Source organism: Arthrobacter sp. UNCCL28, from assembly GCF_900102805.1.
Classification (GTDB): domain Bacteria; phylum Actinomycetota; class Actinomycetes; order Actinomycetales; family Micrococcaceae; genus Arthrobacter; species Arthrobacter nicotinovorans_A.
In genome coordinates, this window is the sequence record NZ_FMWE01000012.1 from 45,540 (window position 1) to 68,003 (window position 22,464).

Sequence of the window (22,464 nt, forward strand, 5' to 3'; positions counted from 1 at the left end):
CGGGCTAGAGCATCTTCTCCCACGTCATGCTGCGGTTCACCGGCTCGTAGCCCATGCGAAGGTAGAGCTCCAGGGCCCCGGTGGGGTTGGCCGAATCCACATCCAGTGATGCCACCTCCATCCCGGCCCCGGTGTACCGCTGCATTGCATCCGCCAGCAGGGCCTGGGCTATCCCCCGGCCCCTGTAGGCGCGACGTACGCCCAGAAGCTCCGTGTAGCCTTCCGTGAAACCACGGTCGGCGGCGGAAGCGGCATCAAAACTGCTCAGCTGGTATCCGGCCACCTCTCCGGTTGCCGAATCCAGGACTACTGCGCTGAGGTCGTGCCGTGCCGTGGGTTCCTCGATGGTGAAGCGCCACGACTCTTCGTCCCTGGGTTCGCTGCCCCAATGGTCCCTGAAGGCATCATTATGCGCCTGGCGCACGGGCTCAAAGAACACCGGATCCAGGGTCCTGAGTTCCAGGCCCGCGCCCAGCGGAACAACCGGCAGGCCTGCGGACGGCTGTCCCGGCGACAACGGACGGTGCATCTCATTGAACCAACGGACGGCCCGGTAACCGTGGCCCATCAGGAGAGTGGCCTGGTGTTCGTGCTTTTCCTCAGTTTGGATACGGAGGCGGGGCGGTGCAGCGGTATGCCCGGCTGCTTGATCGTCGGCGAACCGCCCGCGCACCTGCCCTTCCTGCCACACCAGAACCGCGGAGCCGATGCCGCGTTCCTGCCACTCCGGATCAACGCAGGCCATTCCGGTGGCCTTGTCTCCCTCCGGGTTCTTGGATATACGGCCATAAGCCCGGGCTGTGCCGTCGGTGTCCAGCCCCAGGACGGTGCTCGTCTCCGGCGGGTTCTTCCTGGATTCAAGGACATGGGCAAGATCCCCGCGTTTCTCGTACCAGACAGGATGTTCGACGGCGGCCGTCCGGGCTATCAGGCCCGCCCAGTTATCCAGATCCCCTTCGGTGGCGGGCCGCCACTGCAGGCCAGTTACGTCGGCGTCGGGCATGGCAGGGCTTGCGGCGTTGAAAGGCATGCCAACAGGCTACTGATGGACCTGCTTTTGGACCAGTTCCGCCGCGCGCGTGCCGGGTGCGCCAGCGCTGGGTCCCCACGTTTCCTGCGGCGGAGCCTGGCCGGCCGCGGGCAGTTCCAGCCGCGTATCCCCGGGATCGATGTCCTCGGGATTGTGCGTTACCAGCACTACAGTCACCTCAGTCAGTCCCCGGCGAAGGATGGCCATCATTTCCCGCGCCGAACCGGCATCAAGATGTGCGGTGGGCTCATCCAGCAGCAATACCGAGGCTCCGGTCAGAAGGGTCCTGGCCATGGCAAGCCGCTGCCGCTCGCCACCGCTGAGGAACGAGCCGCCTGGACCGATGCGGGCATCGAGCCCACCGGGCAGGGCCTGGACCACTGAATCAAGTCCGACGTCGGCCAGCGCCTTTTGCATCTCCGCCTCGCTGGGCTTTGCCGCGGCGGGTCGTCCCAGCAAGAGGTTGCCGCGGATGGTGGAGTCGAAGAGGTGGGCTTCCTGGGGGCACCAGGCCGCTGTGCCTGTCAGCTTCGCTGATCCCCCACTCAGGGGCAGGAAACCCAGCAGCACGGACAACAACGTGGTCTTTCCCGCACCGGAGGGCCCAGTCACGGCTAGCCAGCGGCCGGGTTCGGCTACGGCAGTGATCCCGGTAAAGGCATCCGGTCCCCCGGGCCAGCCGGCCGAAGCGTCCGTCAGCTCAAGCCCTGCTTTCCCGTCGCGGTCCGGAAGAGGGCGTGGGCCGTTGAGGGCTGAACCGCCATTAGCGGCAGTGGCCGGAACGTCCAACGCCCCGGAAGCGGCAACCCGGCCCAGGACGGACGCGAGCGCTGGAGCCTGGCGTACCGCGGAAACGATGCCGCCGAAAGCATCCACCAGGGCAAGCTGCATCAGGACAATCACGGCCACAAGTTCGGGGGGAACGGCGCCGCTGGCCACCGAAGGAGCGCTGAGGGCTCCTGCCCACAAGGCAGCCAGTGAGCAGGCCAGCACCACCACGGATTGGCCGAGGCCTTCGGCCCATGCCGAGCGTTGCGCGGATCGGGTGGCTGCGCGGTCTTTGCTGCGCAGATCCTTCAGCACCGGCCCGGCTACTGCATTGGCCGTCAGTTCTGCCCGGGCGTCCAGGGCTGCGGCTACACCGTGGAGAACTACCGAGCGCATGTGCTGACCGGCCTTTGCGGCATTCCTGTCAGCCAGGACGGCAAGAAGCGGCGCGAGGACAAGTCCCACGATTGATGCCAGCACCACAGCCGGCAGCGCGGGAGGCAGAACGATTGCCGTGCCAATGATGGCCGCCGCTCCCACACCTACTGCTGTGACCGGTGGAAGCGCAACACGCGGCAGGAGGTCCCGGAGGGTATCGACGTCATCGACGATTGCGCCAAGCACGTTGCCGCCCTGGAGCAAGCGCCGCAGGGTCAGCGCCCTGCGGCTCAGCGTCGCCCACAGCACCCCGCGCAGGCGTGTCATCGCGGCAAAGACGGCGTCGTGGGTCAGAAGCCTCTCACAGTAGCGCAGCACTGCCCTGCCGATCCCGAAAAACCTGACGCCCACAATCGCGCCGAGCAGATAGAGGATGGGCGGTTGCTCGCTTGCCCTGATGATCAGCCATCCGGACAGTCCTGACAATGCCACGGCGAACAGGGCCGCCAGGACGGCCACGGTTCCGGCAGCGGCAAATTTCCACTGCACTGGTTTCAGGACCCCCGCCAGCCGTTTCAGGCTTCCGGAGCGTGCGCTGGAAGCCTGGGCGGGATGTGCCAGGGCATCGGCTACTGTGCTGTTCCCGCCGGCGGCGGCATCAATGGTGTTTCCGGAATTCCCTGATGGAAGCAGGGGTGCGTCCTGGAAGCGCTTGGCGCCTACGGGCACCACATGGTCCGCGAGCGCACGGGTGGCGGAGTCGTGGGCCACCAGGATGACTGTGACGCTGCCTCGCAGCGCCTCGATGGCGTTGCGGACTACGTGCGCTGAATAGGGGTCAAGGTGGGCGGTGGGCTCGTCCAGGAGCAGGAGCGCGGCGCCCGTCTCCACTCGTGCCAATCCCCGGGCAAGCGCAACGCGGCGCAGCTCGCCTGGACTGAGCTCGGCCGGGTTTTTCGGCGCCAGGTGGGCAGCCTTGGCTTCGGACAGGATACGGGTCGCTGCTTGGGCAACATCGCCTTGGTATCCGTCCAGATACAAGGACAGCTCTTCCTGGACGGTGTGAGCTGCCATGACGGGGTGTTGCGGCACCCATGCCACAGCCCCTGTGCCGACTCCCGAGACTGTCCCGGTCACCGTGGCGCCGGGACCGGGACCGATCAATCCTGCCAGGACGGCCAGGACAGTGCTCTTCCCGGCGCCGCTGTCGCCGTCGAGGGCTGTAATGCTGCCCTGCGGGGCAGTAAAGCTCAGGGGCCCGACGGCGGCAGCGGACCGTCCTGCGTAGGTCACCGACAGGCGCTCCACCACTACGCCCGAAGAAGTGCCGGCTGGCACGCCAGGCGCGGAGAGGGTTTCGTGCGCGGGCGCAGCCAGCACGGCGTTGGTGGTTTCCAATGCGGCGCGGCCGTCGTCGCTGGCGTGGTGGGCAGTACCCAGTTCCCGCAACGGAAGATAGCAGTCCGGGGCCAGGATGAGGGCCAAAAGGCCGGCCTCCAGCGCCATGTCCCCACCTACGAGCCTGACGCCGATGAACACAGCGACGACGGCCACCGAAATGGTGGCAATAAGCTCAAGCGCCAACGCTGAGAGGAAGGCTGTCCGGAGGGTTCCCATGGTCCGGCTCCGGTACTGCTCGGAGATATCTTCCAGGGCCGCGCGCTGTTCACTCGCGCGGCCCAGGCCCACCAGGACAGGCAGGCCTTTGGCCAGTTCAAGGATGTGGCCGGAGAGTTTCCGCAAGGTGGTCTGGGCATCCCGGACGCTGTCCTCGGTATGCCGGCCAATCAGGACCATGAACAACGGCACCAGGGGAACAGTCAGAACGATCACCACGGCACTGACCCAATCGGCGAAGAGGATCCTTGCACCGATCAACAGCGGCACCGTCGCGCAGTTGACCAACGCCGGAAGGTACTGGGTGTAGTAGTCGTCCAGCGCATCCAGGCCGCGCGTTGCCAGGATTGCCAGACCGCCGTCGTTCATTCCTTCCACCCGCGGCGACCCGCCCTCGGACAGCGAGCGCCTGAGCAACTGAGCCCGCAATTCCTCCTTGACGCCAAGGGCGGCCCGCCGGGAGGCTACGCCTTGCCCCCAGACCGTGAGCGACCTCAGGATTGCTCCCGCTGCGCCCCAGGCAAGTCCGCCGCTCCAGTCTCCCGTTCCGGATGCCAGGCCTGCCAGCATCCCTGCCACGGCCTGCGCCATGAGCACCAGGGACAGCGCTTTGAGTGCGGACAGGAGCCCTATGGTGTACAGCGCGGAGCGGGTGGCCGGACCGGTGGGGAACACGGGTTTCATGGGGCGGTTATTCTCCCTTGGTGCCAGTGGCTGGTTGGCTGTCCTTGGAAATCAGGACCTTGGCCGCAATCGCCGGCAGGAAACCGTGCGCTTCAGGGATGTGTGCGGCGCTGACACGCCGGCGGAACACCCAGTAGGTCCAGGACTGGTACGCGATCACCAACGGAAGCCCCACGGCTGCGACGATGCTCATCAGGCCCAGGGTGTAGTCCGAGGAGGAGGCGTTGGAAATGGTCAGGTTGAAGGCCGGATCCAGCGTGGAGGGAATGACCACGGGGAAGGCTGCCCCGAAGATCGACGCTGTGGCGCAGACGATGAACCCGCCGAGGGCCGCGAAGGCGCGTCCTTCTGCCCCTGCACGGGCCAGCGTCCAGGCCAGGACTACGGCCACCATTCCGGCTGCCACCAGGGCCCAGGTCCACGGCTTGCCGCTGAGGAACTGTACCGAGACCATCCATCCGAACATTGGCAACACCGCGAACGGCACCAACCGGACAAACCAGCTGCGGGCCCGGTGCCGGACGTCGCCGTCGGTCTTGAGGGCCAGGAAGGCGAGGGCGTGAACCAGAGCGAACGCCACCACACCGAACCCGCCCAGCAGCGCGTAGCCGCTGAACCAGGACATCGGCCCACCGCTGCGGTCGCCGTTGGCGTTCAAGGGCAATCCGGTGGTGGTAAGGGCCAGTGCTGCGCCGATCCCAAAGGCAGCAACAAAAGAACCGATCCCGATCGCCCAGTCCCAGCGGTTGCGCCACCGCTCCGAGTCCACCTTGCCGCGGTATTCGAAGGCCACAGCACGGAAGATCAACGCGGCCAGGACTGCCAGGAGCGGCAAGTACAGCGCTGAGAACAACGAGGCGTACCACAACGGAAAGGCAGCGAAGGTGGCACCGGCGGCAGTGAGCAGCCACACCTCGTTGCCGTCCCATACAGGGCCGATGGTGTTGAGCAGTACGCGGCGGTCCGTGTTGTTGCGGGCGAAAATCTTCATGAGCATGCCGACGCCAAGGTCAAAGCCCTCCAGAAAGAGGTAACCCGTCCACAGCACCGCGATGGCCACAAACCAGATGGTTGGCAAGAGTTCCATTCTCAGTTTCCCCTGTTCCTAGTACGCGAATGCCAGGACGTCGTCGCCGGAGTTGCCGGGACCGGCGTCGTGCTTGTCGTTTTTATGGTCCCTGTCGTCATCGTTCTGGTCCCGGGCCGGGTGTGCCAGCTCCGGCATGGCAGAGGCCACACCGCCGCGGATGTATTTGACCAACAGCTTCACTTCCACCACCAGCAACACGGCGTAGATGGCAGTGAGGACCACAAGGGACGTCAGGATCTCACCGGCACTTACTCCCGGGGACACCGCAGCAGCAGTAAACATGAACACTTGGTCGATGCCGTTCATGTCCGGGTTTGGCGCCACCACGAACGGCTGCCTGCCCATCTCCGTGAAGATCCAGCCGGCTGCGTTCGCGCCAAAAGGTGCAAGGATGCCGAACACAGCAAGGCGCATCAGCCACTTGGATTGCGGCACCACGCCCTTACGGGTCACCCAGAGTGCCAGCAAGGCGGCGAAGGCAGCGATCCCGCCGAAGCCGATCATCATGCGGAAGCCCCAGTAGGTCACTTCCATGACGGGCACGTATTGGATTTCCTGGCCTGCACGGTCGCCGTACAGCGGGTTGTCCGGGAGGTGGGTTCCGTACTTTTCCTTGTACTCGCCCAGCAGGCTGTTGACGCCCTTTACCTCGGTGGTGAAGTCCCCCTTGGCCAGGAAGGACAGGATGCCGGGTACTTCGATAACGGCAACAATGTCATCGCAGTTGGAGGCGCCAAGGTTGCCGACGCTCAGGACCGAGAAGCCAGTGCCGTCGTGGCAGGCGGCCTCTGCTGCAGCCATTTTCATGGGCTGCTGCTCGAACATCAGCTTGCCCTGCAGGTCGCCGGTGATGGCGGTCCCTGCAAAAGAGATCATGGCAACTACGGCACCGATCCGCAGGCTCTTCATCCACACGCTGTAATCGGACTTGTCCCGGCCGGGGATCGCTGCTTCCCCGGGAACCAGTTTGCCGTCCTTGCCCACGACGTCGATGCCATCATGCCGCCGGCGCCACAGGTGGTACCACGCGATCCCCAGAAGGAAGGCTCCTGCAACGGCCAGAGCTCCGAACAGAGTGTGCGGTACGGCCACGAGGGCTGTGTTGTTGGTGAAGACCGCCCAGGCATCGGTCATGACGGGCCGCCCGTCCACCATCTCCACTCCCACGGGGTGCTGCATCCAGGAGTTCGCCACAATGATGAAGTAGGCGGAGAAGACGGAACCGATCACCGCAATCCACAGGCAGGCCAGGTGAACGCCGCGTTTGAGTTGCTTCCAGCCGAAGATCCACAAACCCAGGAACGTTGATTCCACAAAGAACGCCAGCAACGCTTCCAGGGCCAGCGGTGCGCCAAATACGTCACCGACAAACCGGCTGTACTCACTCCAGGCCATACCGAACTGGAATTCCTGCACGATGCCCGTAGCCACGCCCATGATGAAGTTGATGAGGAAGAGCTTTCCCCAGAACTTGGTCATCCGCAGGTATTCGGGCTTGCCCGTGCGGTACCAGATGGTCTGCATGATGGCCACCACCAGGCCCAGGCCAATGGTGAGGGGCACCATCATGAAGTGGTAGACGGTAGTGATACCGAATTGCCAGCGTGCGATTTCCAAGGCGTCCATGGCTGTCCTTTGTGCGGTGGACCGAAGTACGATGACGTGACTTCTACGATTCGTAGAAAACTTGTCTTCTACACAGTGTAGAACAAATGGCAGGCGACGAAACCCATTCTTCAAGTGGCGTTACGCACGCGCAAGGGTTCCGGGTGGAACGCGGCGCGCCGATAGTTCTACCTCACGTAGAATGAAGAGCTGAAAAGCTGTAGATTTATGGTGGAATGTTGGATCATCGCTCCCGGCGGCAGTAATCCTGCACCGGGAAGCGGAAGGTAGGGACGTATACATGGCAAGTCTTGGGGAACTGGAACGGGCAGTGATGGATCTGCTCTGGGCAGGCCAGGAGGCTGCAACTGCCAATACCCTGCGCGATCTTTTGGCGCAGGACTCCGAAGCCGGCGACGGCACTGCGGGACACCAAGGCAAGGACCTGGCCGTAACCACGGTCCTCACGGTCCTCTCACGCCTGGAAAAGAAGGGCTTGGTGGAGCGTGAACGCGGTACGCGACCGCACCGCTACCAAGCCGTTTCCAGCCGCGCGGACCACACCGCCGAACTCATGCATGAGGTCCTGGGATCCGCTCCTGACCGCGAGGCCGTCCTGGCCCGCTTCATTGGTTCCGTCACCGAAAGCGAAGCCGCTACCCTGCGCAAACTGCTCGGCTACAATTAGCCACTATGTTCTGGACCTCATACCTGCTTGCGGTCCTGGCATTGATTTTGGCATGGCCGGTCCCGGTGTTGCTCTCCCGCGCCCAGTGGCCGGCACGCTCACCGTTTACGGCCATGGTCCTTTGGCAGGCAATCGCCCTTGCCGGTGGGCTGTCCATGATCGGCGCCATGCTGGTCTACGGCCTGGAGCCGATCGGCGATAACCTCATTGCCGGACTCAAGAGCCTGGCTGGGATGGTCTTCAACAACGAACCCACAACAGCCTTGGGTTTTTGGCACCTTTTCGCCCTGTCCGCGGCGGCATTGTTGACTGCGCACCTGGTCTTCACCCTGCTGCTGACGTACTACAAGATCGAGCGCCAACGGCGGCGGCACCGCGAACTGCTGGCCCTGCTCGCCTCACCATCAGACGATGGCCCGGGAACGGTGGTCATCAACCACGACTCCCCCGTGGCCTACTGCCTGCCCGGCGGCGCCCGGTCCGTCACGGTACTTTCCGACGGACTGATGGCAGCCTTGGAACCGGCCGAGCTCAGGGCTGTACTCATTCACGAGAATGCGCATCTGTCGCAGCGCCATGACCTCTTACTGTGGGCTTTCGCTGCCTGGCGGCAGGCACTGCCCTGGTTCCCCACCACGCGACTGGCCCAGACGGCGGTTAACTCCCTGATCGAGATGCTGGCCGACGACGTCGCACTGCGGACCGAAAGCAAGGGCACCCTGATCAAGGCCATCGCAATCGTCGCCAGCGGAACATCCCAACCTGCCATCGGAACCGGGTCACTCAATGCCGGCGGCGCCGTGGTGGAGAGCAACGCCGTCAGCGCCACAGGCGGCGCCGACTCACCGCGCACGACGGCGTCACGCGTCAGCCGCTTACTCTCGCCACAGCCGCCACTCACCAAGGGCCTGCGCATCCTTGTTTTGGTGGCATCGGCCATGTTGCTGGCGGTGCCTACGGCCCTGTTGATTGTTCCAGGGCTGCTGGGCTAGGCGGAATTGCCGGGCTTGTCCGGGTCGGGCAACTTGGCTGCACTGGCTGCGCTAACGGGACTTGCTGGGCTCGGACTGGGCTTGGACTGCGTTTGGACTGGGTTTGGAAAGGACAGGCCGCACTGGTTGGACGATTACTCGGCGAGCGTGGCGTCGTACACCATGGCTGCATAGCCTTCCAGGGCCTCCGCGCATCGGGCCACAAGGGACGCCGCTTCGCCTGCTTGAGCCAAATGCAGGACATCACGCGACTTCAATTCCCTGTACCATCGCCGCAGCCGTTCCAAGCTCTGCTCCTCTTCTTCGAGCTCGGCAAACGTGAACTTGCCCAAGGAAATCTCCTTGGCGATCTCCTGTTCGAACTTCCCACAATCGGCAGCGAACTCCGCCCATTCCTCGAGCCGGGCTGCCTCGAAGGCGCTGCGGAACGTCGCTGCGCCGCTCTCGCGCGGAGATGCGTCAACCAATGTCCAGGATCCATCACCCTTGGCAACCAGTGCCTCAGCCTTCTTGAGCCCCTCGGAAAAGGCCGGATGGGCAGGGAGCAGCCATGTTCCCGGAGACAAGGGAACGGCTCCCATGCGCCGCAGTTCCCGCCAAACCGCCACCCTGTGTCGGGAGGGCTGCGAAGGAACCTGGACCAGGATCAGTAACCATCGCTCTTCAATCACACCAACGAATGTAGCACCTGTTACATTGTGAAGCGTGAAACCCACTGATGTGACCCCTGTGCCCGCGCATGCCGCACAACGCTGGCCCCTCTACGCGGCAGGATTCACCACCGCCTTCGGCGCCCACGCTGTCGCAGCGGGGCTGGGGGCCGAAAGCGCGGACATCGGCATGAGCCTGCTGACCTTGGGGTTCCTCCTGGCCCTCTACGACATAGCCGAGGTATTCCTAAAGCCGGTGTTCGGAGCCTTGAGTGACCGCATCGGACCAAAACCCGTGATTGTGGGCGGGCTGTTGGCATTTTCCGCTGCGTCACTGCTCGGTTTGTGGGCGGATGAGCCTGCCTTGCTGGCCGCGGCCCGACTGGGCCAAGGCATGGCGGCGTCGGCTTTCTCCCCGGCCTCCTCTGCAGGCGTGGCCCGCCTCTCCGGAAAAAGCACGGGACGCTATTTCGGACGCTATGGTTCGTGGAAGGGGCTCGGGTACGCGGCGGGGCCACTGATTGGGGCTGTTGCCATCATCAGCGGAGGCTTCACGCTCCTGTTCGCGGTCCTTTCGGTTCTTGGCCTTGTTGTTGCCGTTTGGGCTGCGGCAAGAGTCCCCCACCTGGCCCCCTTGCCCCGCCCCCGCTACACCATCGTGGACGTATGGCGTCAGAGCACAGAGCGATCATTCCTTGGCCCTACGCTGGTCCTGGCCGCAGCCACCGGAGCCCTCGGTGCCGCCGTCGGCTTCCTACCCGCCCTGGCGGCGCGCGCGGGCCTTGGTACAGCGGGCAGTGTGGCAGTGGTGACGGTACTGGCACTGGCGTCCTCGCTGATCCAACCACGCATTGGAAAGCTGCGGGACCAAGGCCGGCTCGGCGACAAGCCAGGCATGGTGTCAGGCCTTCTCTTCATTGCCGGGGGCACGCTGATGGCAGGGCTCCTCCCCGGAGCGGCCTGGATCTATTGTGCCGCCGTCCTGATCGGCGCAGGAATAGGCGTCGCCACCCCCTTGGCATTTGCACACCTGGCCGATTCGACCCCCTCCGAACGGTTGGGCCGCACCATGGGCTCGGCCGAGCTGGGTCGGGAACTCGGTGACGCCGGCGGCCCCTTGCTGGTGGGCGGAATCGCTGTAACAGCCGGGCTCCCCTGGGGATTGGGAACCTTGGCCCTGCTGGTGGGGCTCACGGCATTCGCGGCGCCCGGAGCCGGAGCCAATGAAACGACGGCTCCGCCCTGCGCAGACTAAGCGTCGATGCGCTCCCGGTCCAGTGTGGCGGCACCTGCAATGATGAACTCCTTGCGCGGGGCCACATCTGAGCCCATCAGAAGGTCAAAAACCTCTTCCGCGCGCTGGGCACTCTCAATGCCAACCTTCCGCAGCGTCCGGTGCCGCGGGTCCATGGTGGTCTCAGCCAGTTGCTGCGCATCCATTTCACCCAGGCCCTTGTAGCGCTGGATAGGCTCCTTGTAGCGCTTGCCTTCCTTGGCGAGTTTGGCAAGGAGAACGTGGAGCTCCGCCTCCGAGTAGGTATAGATCATCTCGTTGGCCTTCTGGCCAGGGTTGATTACTTCCACACGGTGCAGCGGCGGAACCGCGGCAAAGACACGTCCCTCTTCCACCATGGGGCGCATGTAACGGAAAAACAGTGTGAGCAACAGGGTCCGGATATGGGCACCGTCCACGTCGGCATCGGTCATGAGGATGACTTTGCCGTAGCGGGCTGCCTCAATATCGAAACTGCGGCCAGAACCTGCTCCAACTACCTGAATCAGGGCCGCGCACTCGGCGTTCGAGAGCATGTCACCTACAGAAGCCTTTTGGACGTTCAGGATTTTGCCCCGAATAGGCAACAAGGCCTGGAAATCCGACGACCTGGCGAGTTTCGCTGTCCCCAAAGCAGAGTCACCCTCCACAATGAACAACTCAGAACGGGCTACATCATCGGTGCGGCAATCTGCCAGCTTGGTGGGCATTGAGGAGGTTTCCAACGCATTCTTGCGTCGCTGCGTTTCCTTGTGGACCCTCGCCGAGATGCGTGACTTCATCTCGCTGACCATCTTCTCCAGCAGGAGAGCCGACTGGGCTTTGTCGTTGCGGTTGGCCGAATTCAACCGGCCGGTGATCTCCTTCTCCACCACCTTGGCAACAATGGCCCGTACCGCAGACGTGCCCAGGATCTCTTTCGTCTGGCCTTCGAATTGCGGCTCCGCCAAACGGACGGTCAGGACAGCCGTGAGCCCGGCGAGGATGTCATCCTTCTCGATCTTGTCGTTGCCGGCTTTGAGCTTGCGGGCATTCGTTTCCACGGCCTTGCGGAAGGTCTTCAGCAGGGCCGCTTCGAAGCCTGACTGGTGCGTGCCGCCCTTGGGCGTGGCGATGATGTTGACGAAGCTGCGCATAGTGGTCTCGTAGCCGATACCCCAGCGCAGGGCGATGTCCACCTCGCAATCGCGTTCGACTTCGGCGATCTTGCTATGCCCGTTCTCATCGAGCACGGGGACAGTCTCCTTGAATTTTCCGGAGCCATGGAGCCGCCAGACATCTGTCACTCCGGAATCTGCAGCGAGGAACTCGACGAATTCCGAGATGCCGCCATCATGGTGGAACACTTCCTCGTGAGCACCATTCTCGCCAGGAGTTCCGGCGAGCTTGCGCTCATCGCGGACCGTGATCTTGAGCCCTGGCACAAGGAAGGAGGTCTGACGCGCCCTCGCAGCGAGGTCGTCGTAGGAGAACTTCGCATCGGGTGTGAAAATCTGCCGGTCCGCCCAGTAGCGGACGCGGGTGCCTGTCACACCGCGCTTGGCCTTGCCCACCACGTCAAGCACGGAGTTTTCAACGAACGGCTCAAAGGGCGCGTCGGGACCAGGCTTGGAACCGGAATCCACGAACCGGCCGGGCTCGCCTCTGCGGAAGGACATTTGGTAGGTCTTGCTGCCCCTGTCCACCTGCACGTCAAGGCGGCTCGACAAAGCGTTGACCACCGAGGCGCCAACCCCGTGCAGACCGCCGGATGCCGTATAGGACCCGCCACCGAACTTACCGCCCGCGTGCAACTTGGTGAAGACCACCTCGACGCCGGACAGGCCGGTCTTGGGTTCGACATCCACGGGGATGCCTCGTCCGTCGTCATGGATTTCCACCGAGTTGTCCGCATGCAGGATCACTTTGATGTCGTGGCCGAAGCCCGCCAACGCTTCATCAACGGCGTTGTCGATGATCTCCCACAGGCAGTGCATGAGACCGCGGGAGTCGGTGGAACCGATATACATGCCCGGGCGCTTGCGAACGGCTTCCAGGCCCTCAAGGACAGACAGGTGCCGGGCGTTGTATTCAGAACTCGGTGCCACTCGCGGTGTGCTCCTTCGGGTATATCTCAGGGTGTATCCAGGGTGCGCATTCATTGCTGAAGGCAGTGTGAAAGCAGGGGAACTTCCCAGCCGGCATTTTGACGGCAAATCAAGGCAAACCCTGCCCATACTAGGGTAGTCCGGACCGCCCGTTGTCAGCGGATGCCACTCCCGGTTCGACCCAAGCTGCAAGGTTACGTTACGCACATGTGATACGCGGACAGCGAAAGTGACCCATCCTTGCCATGGATCTGCGTCGAATGCTGGTTATATGGATGTACAGAACTACTAAGGAGGCCGACATGACAACAGCAGTTGCAGACCGCACGCTAAACGCAGCTGACCGGTGCGATCGTTGCGGAGCCCAAGCATATGTCCGCGTTGTACTCGAGTCCTCCGGGGGTGAGCTGCTTTTCTGCGGCCACCACGCACGTGCAGTTGAAGCTACGCTCCGGCCCATGACTTCGGACTGGCACGATGAGACCGAGCGCCTCAACGAGAAGGCACCCGTCCCCGTCGACTAAGCAGGGCAGACCGCACAGCCGGCCTCCCCTCTTCACCGAGTATTGCATTGAGCAAAACAACAAGGCTCCTCCCATCTGGGAGGGGCCTTGTTGTCTTAGCGCGGGCCCTCAGGATGCCCACCAGAGGCCGCAGTGCTCATCCTGCGTTCCCGGTCCATCCTGGATGACGGGCTGATGGGCCGGGTTGCTGATACAAAAAGCGATCGACCAAAAAGCGGCCCCAGCCGGATGTCCGACTGGGGCCGCTTTTTGGAGTCCGGACCAATTTAGTCCAGGTAGTCCCGGAGGACCTGTGAGCGCGACGGGTGCCGCAGCTTGGACATGGTCTTCGATTCGATCTGGCGGATACGCTCGCGCGTCACTCCGTAGACTTTGCCGATTTCGTCTAAAGTCTTCGGCTGGCCGTCTGTCAGACCGAAGCGCATGGCCACAACTCCGGCTTCGCGCTCGGACAGAGTGTCCAGCACGGAGTGGAGCTGCTCCTGCAGGAGGGTGAAGCTGACAGCGTCTGCCGGAACTACGGCTTCTGAATCTTCAATCAGGTCGCCGAACTCGGAGTCGCCATCCTCGCCCAGAGGAGTGTGGAGCGAAATGGGCTCGCGTCCGTATTTCTGGACCTCGACAACCTTCTCAGGGGTCATGTCCAGCTCAAGCGCCAGTTCTTCCGGCGTTGGTTCACGGCCGAGGTCCTGCAGCATTTGCCGCTGCACACGGGCCAGCTTGTTGATGACTTCCACCATGTGCACCGGGATACGGATGGTGCGGGCTTGGTCGGCCATTGCACGGGTGATCGCCTGGCGGATCCACCACGTGGCATACGTGGAGAACTTGAAGCCCTTGGTGTAGTCGAACTTCTCCACCGCGCGGATAAGGCCGAGGTTTCCTTCCTGGATCAGGTCCAGGAAGAGCATGCCACGACCGGTGTAACGCTTGGCCAAGGAAACAACGAGGCGCAGGTTGGCCTCGAGCAGGTGGTTCTTGGCGCGCTTGCCATCGTGGATGACGAATTCGAGTTCACGCTTGAGCTTGGGATCCATGGATCCGTCGTCAGCGTTGATCTTTTCCTCGGCAAAAAGGCCGGCTTCGATACGAAGAGCGAGGTCCACTTCCTGTTCAGCGTTCAGCAGGGCGACCTTGCCGATTTGCTTCAGGTAGTCCTTGACGGGGTCGGCGGTTGCGCCTGCAGACATGACCTGCTGGACCGGAGCGTCGTCGTCGTCAGCGTCCGAGTAGACAAAACCCGAGCCCGAAGGAGCCGGCTTGTCCTTGGCGGCAACTGCGCCTTCCTCGGCGTCATCTTCACCGACTTCGACTTCTTCCGCTGCCGCGGGATCAAAGTCCTCATCCTCGGCAGTGGCTTCCTCGGAGTCGGAGCCGGACTTGTTCGCAGCCTCAGCGGCGGCCTTCGCGCCGGGCTTGGGTCCACGCTTCTTGGGAGCGGGCTTGTCAGAGTCACCCTCTGAGGCCTTGTTGGCAGCGCGTGTGGCCGCGCGCTTTGCCGACGTGGCCGCCTTCTTTTCATCAGCGGTCAATTCGGCCTGGGCGGCGGGTTCCTTCTCGACGGAAGACGGAGTCACAGAAAACCTTTCTAGCGGCGGTCTGTGGAATCACCATACGGGCAACACCACTATGACCCTGTCAAGTCCGCGATCAATTTCAAATGCGATCGCGGTCTGCAGAGTCTGTTGATAGAACTCCCGACAACGCTGTTTTGTTCCCGTTTCCGGGCCAAAGCAGGCATTCAAACGCGGACCCAACCGGGTCTCGGCATCCATTGTCTCACGGTTTTGCCAAACCCACGCCTGTTCAATTCCCAGCGCATCCGCCCGGACCGCCTAGACATGGGCCTGCCTGGGTCCCCGCCATGCCGAGCCCGGCCGGCTGGCCCAACGACAAACAGTGCCCTGGCCCAGGACTTCCATCAACAGTTCAGCCAGCCGATACCCAGGGAAGGCAGCTTCAGCCCGGACCAGGAAAGCGTGGGCGATTGAACCGCTGCCCTTGCACCACGATATCCACCCCTGAAGCGTGAAAGCTGCGGCGGCCACCTCACCGGATTCGCCGTCCACGCACAGCCGGGCAAGAACCTGGTGCAAGGCATCAACGCGGCTCCAGCAGGGCCTGTCCGGGCGCATTCCCAGCAGGACATCACCATAAGTGAAGACGTCCCCCGGTTCACCATCGCCAGGGAACACAGCGGCCGCCGGGATGGATTCCCCGTCCGGAAGGCCAAGGTCGCCTACGTCGAACCCCTGCTCATGGGGGTCTTCATCACTGAACAGACCAAAAGCCCCGGCCCCGGATTTGGCGGAATTCATACCTGCGGCAGCCATCACCACCACCGCATCCCGCCATGCCGGCACTTTCAGCGTGGTCCTGAGGAATCCCATGAGTTTCGCATCAGTGGCGGCCTTCAAAGGATCGCCATGTTCAGCCCTGGTGAGGACGTGGTGCCAGACCGTAAGGACGGACTCCAGGGAACGCTCACTGCGCCACATCCCAAGGATTTGCCCTTCAAACCGGGATTCTGCTTCCAGTACTAACGGATCAAGCGGGATCGCGGCGCCGGTAGAGGGCTGGCGCAACCCAGTGTTGGGCGCCGGACCGACAGCGCTCCCCTGGTACACGAGCTCGGCACTTAGTTGGCTGTCTTTGATGCGGTCAACCGGAAGCCCGGGATCAGGGCAGCAGCTTTCGTCGGTACAGAAGGCACTACGCCAGTAATTGCTGCCGATCAGCCACGCGTCCCGCACCGTCAGGTCTGCTTCGTCGAGGAAGGCCTGCAGGACCTCGATCAGCGGCATCGACTGCTGGACTACGGTGCCATCGGCCCAGCCGGCATCGGAGTAGAGCGCCAGCACCACGCCGTTTGCGGCTTCGTCCGCCACCAGGTAATGACGGATCTGTTCGGCGAAACCGGCGAGCGCACGGGGCGAGCGACGGACCGGCAGATCCACCCGCAGCGTGGCTCCCAGGAGCTTGCCTTGCATGGTGATGGCCACCAAGCTCTCTTCGGGCCAGTAGCCGAGCAGATGCGGGATATAGCCGAGGATGTCTTCGGGCCTGTGGATGGTCAGGGTTCGTTTGGTGGTCATGCATCCAGCCTGCGCACTCCCTGGGACTCAAAACAGGCCAAACCGAGGCTATGTGGAAAAGCCACTCACATAGTTGCCGCGTCGTGGAATCCCCTCGCCGCCATCAGTCCTCTGTGGCATTGGAACGCCCGGCGCGTCGTCGTTCCACCCGCTCACGGCGTTGCCTTGCCAAGGCAACCACCAGTGGCTGCACGTGAATACCCTGGGCAGCCATCTGCCGCCGGACTTTGCGCCGCGTGACCAGGATGAGGACCGTCCCCAGGCCAAGGAGCAGGAACTGCACGCTCAGGGCGATGCGGAACGGCGCCAAACCATACAAATCGCCGCCCGAGAAGCCGCTGGCATTGAGCAGGTCCAGCACGAGGCCGATGAGATAGATCGCCACCAAGGCAGCAATGAAGCCACCGACGTTCACTATTCCGGTTGCCGTACCGATCCGGTGTGAGGGGTTGAAGGTCCGGGCAAAGTCGAAACCAATCATGGACCCCGGACCCCCAACGGCCAGCACCACCACCAGGACCACCAGCATCCACAGTGGAGCCCTCTCCGGCAAGAGGAGCACCGCAGCCCAGGCCAGGGTGGTTGCCAAGGTAATCAGGAGGACCATCGCTGATCGCCGCATCGGGTGCCTGGAGACGAAACGGCCAAAGCCAGGACCGGCGATGATCGCGGTAGCCACGAACAGGGCCATCAAGGCCGAAACCGTTCCGGCATCCAGGCCTTGGGCCGAGAGCAGGAACGGGTAGCCCCAGGTCATGGCGAAGAGGTTTCCGCTGAATTGGACGGTGAAGTGGCTCCACAAGCCCAGCCGTGTGCCTGGCTGTTTCCACGCCCGTGACAGGGAGATCCCGGTGGCTCTCAGGCCTTGGCCGGACTCCTTGGGAGGATGCCCTGGAGGGGCGTCCCGCAGCATGGCCAGAACCAGCACGACTGCCAGCACAGACATGGCGGCCAGGGTCAGGAAAGCTGGAGTCCACCCTGCGCTGTGCAGCAGGAGAGCGAACGGAACTACGCTGAAGAGCTGCCCCAACTGTCCGCACATTCCGGTGAGCTGGGTGACCAGAGGGACTTTGGCCGGAGCGAACCACAGTGGCACGAGGCGGATGACCGAGATGAAGGTCATGGCGTCGCCGGCCCCCACCAGGACGCGGCCCAGCACACCGCCGGGCACACTGTCCGCGAATGCCAGCTGCAGCTGGCCAAGCCCCATCAGTACTGCTCCCCCGGCGATCATGGCCCGCGATCCAAATCTGTCCACGAGGACGCCCACCGGGATCTGCAGCCCTGCATAGACCAGGAGCTGAAGCACGGTGAAAAACGAGATGGCCGCAGCACTGGCATGGAACCGCTCAGTGGCTTCCAAGCCCGCCACACCGAAGGACGTGCGTTGGGCCACCGCCACGAGGTAGGCGAACACGCCAATCGTCCAGATAAGCCAGGCGCGGGGTGCATTCACCCCTTAATTATGCCCGGTGCCGTCTAAACCTGATTTATTAAGGCGCGTCTTTACGGGCCAGGTAGGCTTCGACAGCCGCGCCGATGTCCTCGGCGTTGGGCAGTTCGTCATTCTCGTCCGCCAGCAGCGACCGGCGGACCACGCCCTCGGATTTTTCGTCGTACCGCGTCTCCAAATTGGCGACCACGGCTTGCACTTCTTCCGAGGCCTGGATTTGCTCGGCGATCTGGCGGCCTACTTCACGACCGGCTTCGCGAAGCCGGTCAGTGGGCAACATCAGGGACGTCGCCGCGCCCAGGTACTCCAGGCCCGCTACGGCCGCCGGCGGATACTCCGCTTCGGATAAGTAGTGCGGAACGTGGATGACATACCCTGCAACATTCCGTTCAGCCTCCGTCAACCGGAGTTCAAGGATGTGGCCGATTGCGGCGGGAACATCGACAGTGGGCTTCCAGCTGGAAATACCTTCGATGAGGTCGGGGCGGTTGCCATGGACAGTCACTCCCACGGGCCGCGTGTGCGGGACAGGCATGGGAATGGAATGGATCCAGGTGACCAGGTTGACGTCAAGCTCCTCGACGATCCCGACGACGGCCCGCGAGAAACGCTCCCACTGAAGGTCCGGCTCAAAACCGGCCAACAACAGGAACGGCTGGCCGAGTCCGTCGGTCAACTTGTACAGCCCCAGCTTCGGAGCCTGGTAGTCCTGCACATGGTCTTCCACGAAACTGATGTGGGGACGGCGCGAACGGTAGTCAATCAGTTGGTCGGCGTCGAACATCGCCACGACCTCGGCGTCGAGCTCTTCCAGCAGTTCACCGTTGATCTGTCGAACCACCTGGCCGGCGTCGGCGAAGCCGGTAAATCCCATAACCATGTTCAGCCCGCGAAGTTCAGGGCTGTAGAAGGTCTCGATGTTGCGCGCGTAAAGCGATGCGGGGTCCAGGAGGGAGCCGGATATCCGTTCAAACACGGCGTGTTCCTTTCGCAATGACAAAGTAGGGGAAAGTCCCGGGGGTGCCGGCCACACGGCACCAACGGGGCCTTAAGGGGTGGCTGCGGGATTCCATTAATCCATACAACGCTGCACCTCCAACGGGCATTCCTGCACCGGATGTGCCGCAGCTCTCATTTAATTGCTGTCCGCAGCGCACAAGAGACTACGATCGAAAAGGGTCGGTTTCCACCAGCGACGCTGGCCCCTGAAGACCAAGGCCGGCGTCGGAAGAGGACGTCGGACGCGTACCGGGGCAGGCCGCCAAACATGCGGCCCAGCCATGCAATGCAGAGAGAAGTGAGGCAACATCCTCGTGGTCAAGACTACTGACATCATCCTGGGCATCATCGCCAAGGACCTGAAAAAGTCCCCCAGCGACGCACTAGTGATCGGAGTTGCGCAAGGGGCGGACGGGCCAGAGCTGCTCCCGAACCCGCTCAGCGCGAAGGCAGCCGAGTCCATCGCGGGCTCTCTGAAGCTGCTGGGGATCACGGGTGCCGCGGATCAGGCCCACCGGCTTCCCGGCCTTCCTGAAACCGGCTCGGGCATCCTGGTCCTCGCCGGCGTTGGCAAAATGCCGGAATCCGGCAGCCTTCCCCAAGAGTCCCTGCGTCGCGCCGCAGGCTCTGCCGTCCGCCAGCTGGCCGGCGTCGCGTCGGTAACCTTGGCATTCCCGACCACCGGCGTTGCCGACGTTGCGGCAATCGCCGAGGGTGCAGCCTTGGGCGCCTACTCCTATACGGAGCACCGTTCCAGCAAGGACGGGCTCAAAGCGCCCGTAGCCAAGGCCCTTATTTTCTCCGACGTCGACCCCAAGGAAGCGCAGCCGGCCTTGGACCGCGCCGGTATTGTGGCCCGCGCTGTCAATGCCACCCGGACCCTGGTCAACCAGCCCCCCAGCCACCTCTACCCGGAGTCCTTTGCCGAGTCCGCCAAGGAACTCGCCAAAGGCCTGCCCGTCAAGGTCACCGTCTGGGATGAAAAGCGCCTCGAAAAGGAAGGCTTTGGCGGCATCCTTGGCGTCGGTAAGGGTTCAACCCGTCAACCCCGCCTGGTGAAGGTCGAATACGCGCCGGCCAAGGCCTCAAAGAAGATTGCCCTTGTAGGCAAGGGCATTACCTTCGACACCGGCGGCATTTCCATCAAGCCGGCCCTCGGCATGGGTGACATGAAGAGCGATATGGCCGGCGCCGCCGTCGTGCTTAATACTGTCCTGGCCATCGCTTCCCTGGGCCTGGACATCAAGGCGACCGCTTGGCTGTGCATTGCGGAGAACATGCCCTCGGGTGCTGCGGCACGGCCCGCGGACGTCTTCACCATCTACGGCGGCAAGACCGTGGAGGTCCTTAACACCGACGCCGAAGGCCGCTTGGTCATGGCCGATGGACTCGTCGCTGCCAGCATGGAGAAGCCGGACGCCATCATTGACGTTGCCACGCTGACCGGCGCACAGCTGATTGCCCTTGGATTGCGCACCGCCGGCGTCATGGGCGAGGACTCCGTCACTGCAGCTTTGAAGTCGGCAGCTGATAGGGCAGGCGAGCTGGTCTGGCCGATGCCCCTTCCCGAAGAACTGCGCCCAAGCCTGGACTCCCAGGTTGCAGACCTCGCCAACATCGGTGAGCGCAACGGCGGCATGATGACCGCCGCTGTCTTCCTGCGGGAATTCGTCGGCAAGAACGGCGACGGCCGGCAGATCCCGTGGGCGCACGTCGACATTGCAGGTCCGTCGTTCAACAACGGCAGCCCGTACGGCTACACCCCCAAGCAAGGAACCGGATGCACCGTCCGCACCTTGGTTGCCTATGCCGAGGATCTCCTCGCAGTTTCCGCCTAAGCACCACGCCCCTGCCCACCCGGGCGGTGCAGGCCTTGCGGGCACACCCGCAAGGCCTGCACAACCCCGGAATTATGCGGGGTGTAGCGCTGTGTCACAAGGGAACGTGAGTCTCGACACAAGCGCTCCACAAACACCCGCAGAGGGTGGAGCATGGGTAGGTGGTTCGCTAAGGTGAACTCGATAGTCACAAATGCAAGAGAACTTAGGTGCTGGCATAATCACGGCAGAACAAGTTCCAAAGACCAGATGGCACGCAGTCCCGTGTCATCATTCACGCGAGGGAGCGTTTTAGTGGCCGATCAGGCAACTGCGCAAGAATTCGACATCCTGGTACTCGGTGGCGGCAGCGGCGGCTACGCCACTGCCCTGCGGGCCGTACAGCTTGGGTTCACCGTTGGCCTTGTGGAAAAGGCAAAGCTCGGCGGAACCTGCCTGCACAACGGTTGTATCCCCACCAAGGCACTCCTGCACTCGGCCGAATTGGCCGACCACGCGCGGGATTCGGCCAAGTATGGTGTGAACGTCACGCTGGACAGCATCGACATGCCGGCCGTGAACGCCTACAAGGACGGCATCATTGCCGGCAAGTACAAGGGCCTCCAGGGACTCATCAAGTCCAAGGGCATCACCGTCATCGAGGGTGAAGGCAAGCTCCAGGGCAACAACACCGTCGTTGTGAACGGCACCTCCTACACGGGCAAGAACATTGTCCTGGCCACGGGTTCCTACTCCCGTTCACTGCCTGGCCTGGAAATCGGCGGCAAGGTCATCACTTCCGACCAAGCACTGACCATGGACTACATCCCCAAGAGCGCGATCGTCCTTGGCGGCGGCGTCATCGGCGTTGAATTCGCTTCTGTCTGGAAGTCGTTCGGCGTGGACGTCACCATCATCGAAGGCCTCCCCTCCCTGGTTCCCAACGAGGACGCCTCGATCGTGAAGAACCTTGAGCGTGCCTTCAAGAAGCGCGGCATCAAGTTCACCACCGGCATCTTCTTCCAGGGCGTCGAGCAGAACGACGACGGCGTGAAGGTCACCCTTGTTGACGGCCAGACGTTTGAAGCCGATCTCCTGCTCGTAGCTGTTGGCCGTGGCCCTGTCACTGCCAACCTGGGCTACGAAGAAGCCGGCATCACCATTGACCGTGGATTCGTCATCACCAACGAACGCCTCCACACCGGTGTCGGCAACATCTACGCCGTGGGCGACATCGTCCCCGGTGTCCAGCTCGCACACCGCGGCTACCAGCAGGGCATCTTTGTTGCCGAAGAAATCGCCGGCCTGAACCCGGCGATCGTCGAGGACATCAACATCCCCAAGGTCACGTACTGCGAACCTGAAATTGCCACGGTTGGCTACACCGAAAAGGCCGCCAAGGAGAAGTTCGGCGACGACCAGGTGCAGACGCAGGAGTACAACCTCGCCGGAAACGGCAAGAGCTCCATCCTCGGCACCGGCGGCATCGTCAAACTCGTTCGCCAGAAGGACGGCCCCGTGGTGGGTATTCACATGATCGGCTCCCGCATCGGCGAGCAGATCGGCGAAGCCCAGCTGATCGTGAACTGGGAAGCCTACCCGGAGGACGTGGCCCAGCTGGTCCACGCCCACCCCACCCAGAACGAAGCACTGGGCGAAGCCCACCTCGCCCTCGCGGGCAAGCCGCTCCACGGCTAAGTCTTTACCCAAGACA

General features: G+C 63.1%; 16 protein-coding genes. 6 read left to right on the forward strand and 10 right to left on the reverse strand.

Going from position 1 to position 22,464, the window contains the following annotated elements:
- Positions 1 to 4: 4 nt before the first annotated feature.
- From BLQ01_RS20955 to BLQ01_RS20970, 4 genes are read right to left on the reverse strand one after another with little or no spacing between them, the layout of a single operon-like run.
- Positions 5 to 1,030: a GNAT family N-acetyltransferase gene (locus tag BLQ01_RS20955; RefSeq protein ID WP_091554164.1), complete on the reverse strand. Its 1,026-nt coding sequence runs from the start codon at positions 1,028 to 1,030 to the stop codon at positions 5 to 7.
- 9 nt (positions 1,031 to 1,039) lie between these two features.
- Positions 1,040 to 4,477 carry a thiol reductant ABC exporter subunit CydD gene (cydD, locus tag BLQ01_RS20960; protein WP_091554167.1) on the reverse strand — a complete coding sequence of 1,146 codons (3,438 nt, stop codon included), beginning with the start codon at positions 4,475 to 4,477 and terminating at the stop codon, positions 1,040 to 1,042.
- A gap of 7 nt (positions 4,478 to 4,484) precedes the next feature.
- Positions 4,485 to 5,564: a cytochrome d ubiquinol oxidase subunit II gene (gene cydB, locus BLQ01_RS20965; RefSeq protein ID WP_091554169.1), complete on the reverse strand. Its 1,080-nt coding sequence runs from the start codon at positions 5,562 to 5,564 to the stop codon at positions 4,485 to 4,487.
- Positions 5,565 to 5,582: 18 nt separating this feature from the next.
- On the reverse strand, positions 5,583 to 7,193 hold the full coding sequence (locus BLQ01_RS20970) for a cytochrome ubiquinol oxidase subunit I (protein ID WP_026546580.1): 1,611 nt from the start codon (positions 7,191 to 7,193) through the stop codon (positions 5,583 to 5,585).
- Positions 7,194 to 7,473: 280 nt separating this feature from the next.
- On the opposite strand from BLQ01_RS20970, the gene BLQ01_RS20975 reads away from it, so the two are divergent.
- Both BLQ01_RS20975 and BLQ01_RS20980 read left to right on the forward strand, forming a co-directional pair.
- Positions 7,474 to 7,860 carry a BlaI/MecI/CopY family transcriptional regulator gene (locus BLQ01_RS20975; protein ID WP_011774471.1) on the forward strand — a complete coding sequence of 129 codons (387 nt, stop codon included), beginning with the start codon at positions 7,474 to 7,476 and terminating at the stop codon, positions 7,858 to 7,860.
- Between the two features lie 5 nt (positions 7,861 to 7,865).
- The gene (locus BLQ01_RS20980) at positions 7,866 to 8,852 is read left to right on the forward strand and encodes a M56 family metallopeptidase (protein ID WP_026540295.1); all 987 of its coding nucleotides are present in this window, start codon (positions 7,866 to 7,868) and stop codon (positions 8,850 to 8,852) included.
- A 134-nt stretch (positions 8,853 to 8,986) separates the two neighbouring features.
- On the opposite strand, the gene BLQ01_RS20985 is transcribed toward BLQ01_RS20980, so the two are convergent.
- A complete protein-coding gene (locus BLQ01_RS20985) occupies positions 8,987 to 9,523 on the reverse strand; it encodes a Chromate resistance protein ChrB (protein WP_026540294.1) in 537 nt (178 codons plus the stop codon).
- 34 nt (positions 9,524 to 9,557) lie between these two features.
- On the opposite strand from BLQ01_RS20985, the gene BLQ01_RS20990 reads away from it, so the two are divergent.
- On the forward strand, positions 9,558 to 10,757 hold the full coding sequence (locus tag BLQ01_RS20990) for an MFS transporter (RefSeq protein ID WP_091554172.1): 1,200 nt from the start codon (positions 9,558 to 9,560) through the stop codon (positions 10,755 to 10,757).
- Here BLQ01_RS20990 and BLQ01_RS20995 read toward each other — a convergent pair.
- The gene (locus BLQ01_RS20995) at positions 10,754 to 12,862 is read right to left on the reverse strand and encodes a DNA gyrase/topoisomerase IV subunit B (RefSeq protein WP_026540292.1); all 2,109 of its coding nucleotides are present in this window, start codon (positions 12,860 to 12,862) and stop codon (positions 10,754 to 10,756) included. The two genes, BLQ01_RS20990 and BLQ01_RS20995, sit on opposite strands and share 4 nt — an antisense overlap.
- Before the next feature lie 302 nt (positions 12,863 to 13,164).
- Between BLQ01_RS20995 and BLQ01_RS21000 the strand changes: the two genes are divergently transcribed.
- Positions 13,165 to 13,386 carry a DUF7455 domain-containing protein gene (locus tag BLQ01_RS21000; protein WP_018778705.1) on the forward strand — a complete coding sequence of 74 codons (222 nt, stop codon included), beginning with the start codon at positions 13,165 to 13,167 and terminating at the stop codon, positions 13,384 to 13,386.
- Positions 13,387 to 13,652: 266 nt separating this feature from the next.
- Here BLQ01_RS21000 and BLQ01_RS21005 read toward each other — a convergent pair whose 3' ends face one another.
- The 4 genes from BLQ01_RS21005 to BLQ01_RS21020 form a co-directional block, all read right to left on the reverse strand.
- Positions 13,653 to 14,963, reverse strand: a complete 1,311-nt coding sequence (locus tag BLQ01_RS21005; protein WP_026540291.1) for an RNA polymerase sigma factor — start codon at positions 14,961 to 14,963, stop codon at positions 13,653 to 13,655.
- Between the two features lie 258 nt (positions 14,964 to 15,221).
- Positions 15,222 to 16,481 carry a DUF4192 domain-containing protein gene (locus BLQ01_RS21010; protein WP_091554173.1) on the reverse strand — a complete coding sequence of 420 codons (1,260 nt, stop codon included), beginning with the start codon at positions 16,479 to 16,481 and terminating at the stop codon, positions 15,222 to 15,224.
- 103 nt (positions 16,482 to 16,584) lie between these two features.
- Complete coding sequence (locus BLQ01_RS21015) at positions 16,585 to 17,937, reverse strand: MFS transporter (RefSeq protein ID WP_091554176.1); 1,353 nt, start codon at positions 17,935 to 17,937, stop codon at positions 16,585 to 16,587.
- 37 nt (positions 17,938 to 17,974) lie between these two features.
- On the reverse strand, positions 17,975 to 18,910 hold the full coding sequence (locus tag BLQ01_RS21020) for a proteasome assembly chaperone family protein (RefSeq protein WP_026546574.1): 936 nt from the start codon (positions 18,908 to 18,910) through the stop codon (positions 17,975 to 17,977).
- 337 nt (positions 18,911 to 19,247) lie between these two features.
- On the opposite strand from BLQ01_RS21020, the gene BLQ01_RS21025 reads away from it, so the two are divergent.
- On the forward strand, positions 19,248 to 20,771 hold the full coding sequence (locus tag BLQ01_RS21025; RefSeq protein ID WP_091554178.1) for a leucyl aminopeptidase: 1,524 nt from the start codon (positions 19,248 to 19,250) through the stop codon (positions 20,769 to 20,771).
- Between the two features lie 294 nt (positions 20,772 to 21,065).
- The gene (gene lpdA, locus BLQ01_RS21030) at positions 21,066 to 22,448 is read left to right on the forward strand and encodes a dihydrolipoyl dehydrogenase (protein WP_026540286.1); all 1,383 of its coding nucleotides are present in this window, start codon (positions 21,066 to 21,068) and stop codon (positions 22,446 to 22,448) included.
- Positions 22,449 to 22,464: the final 16 nt, after the last annotated feature.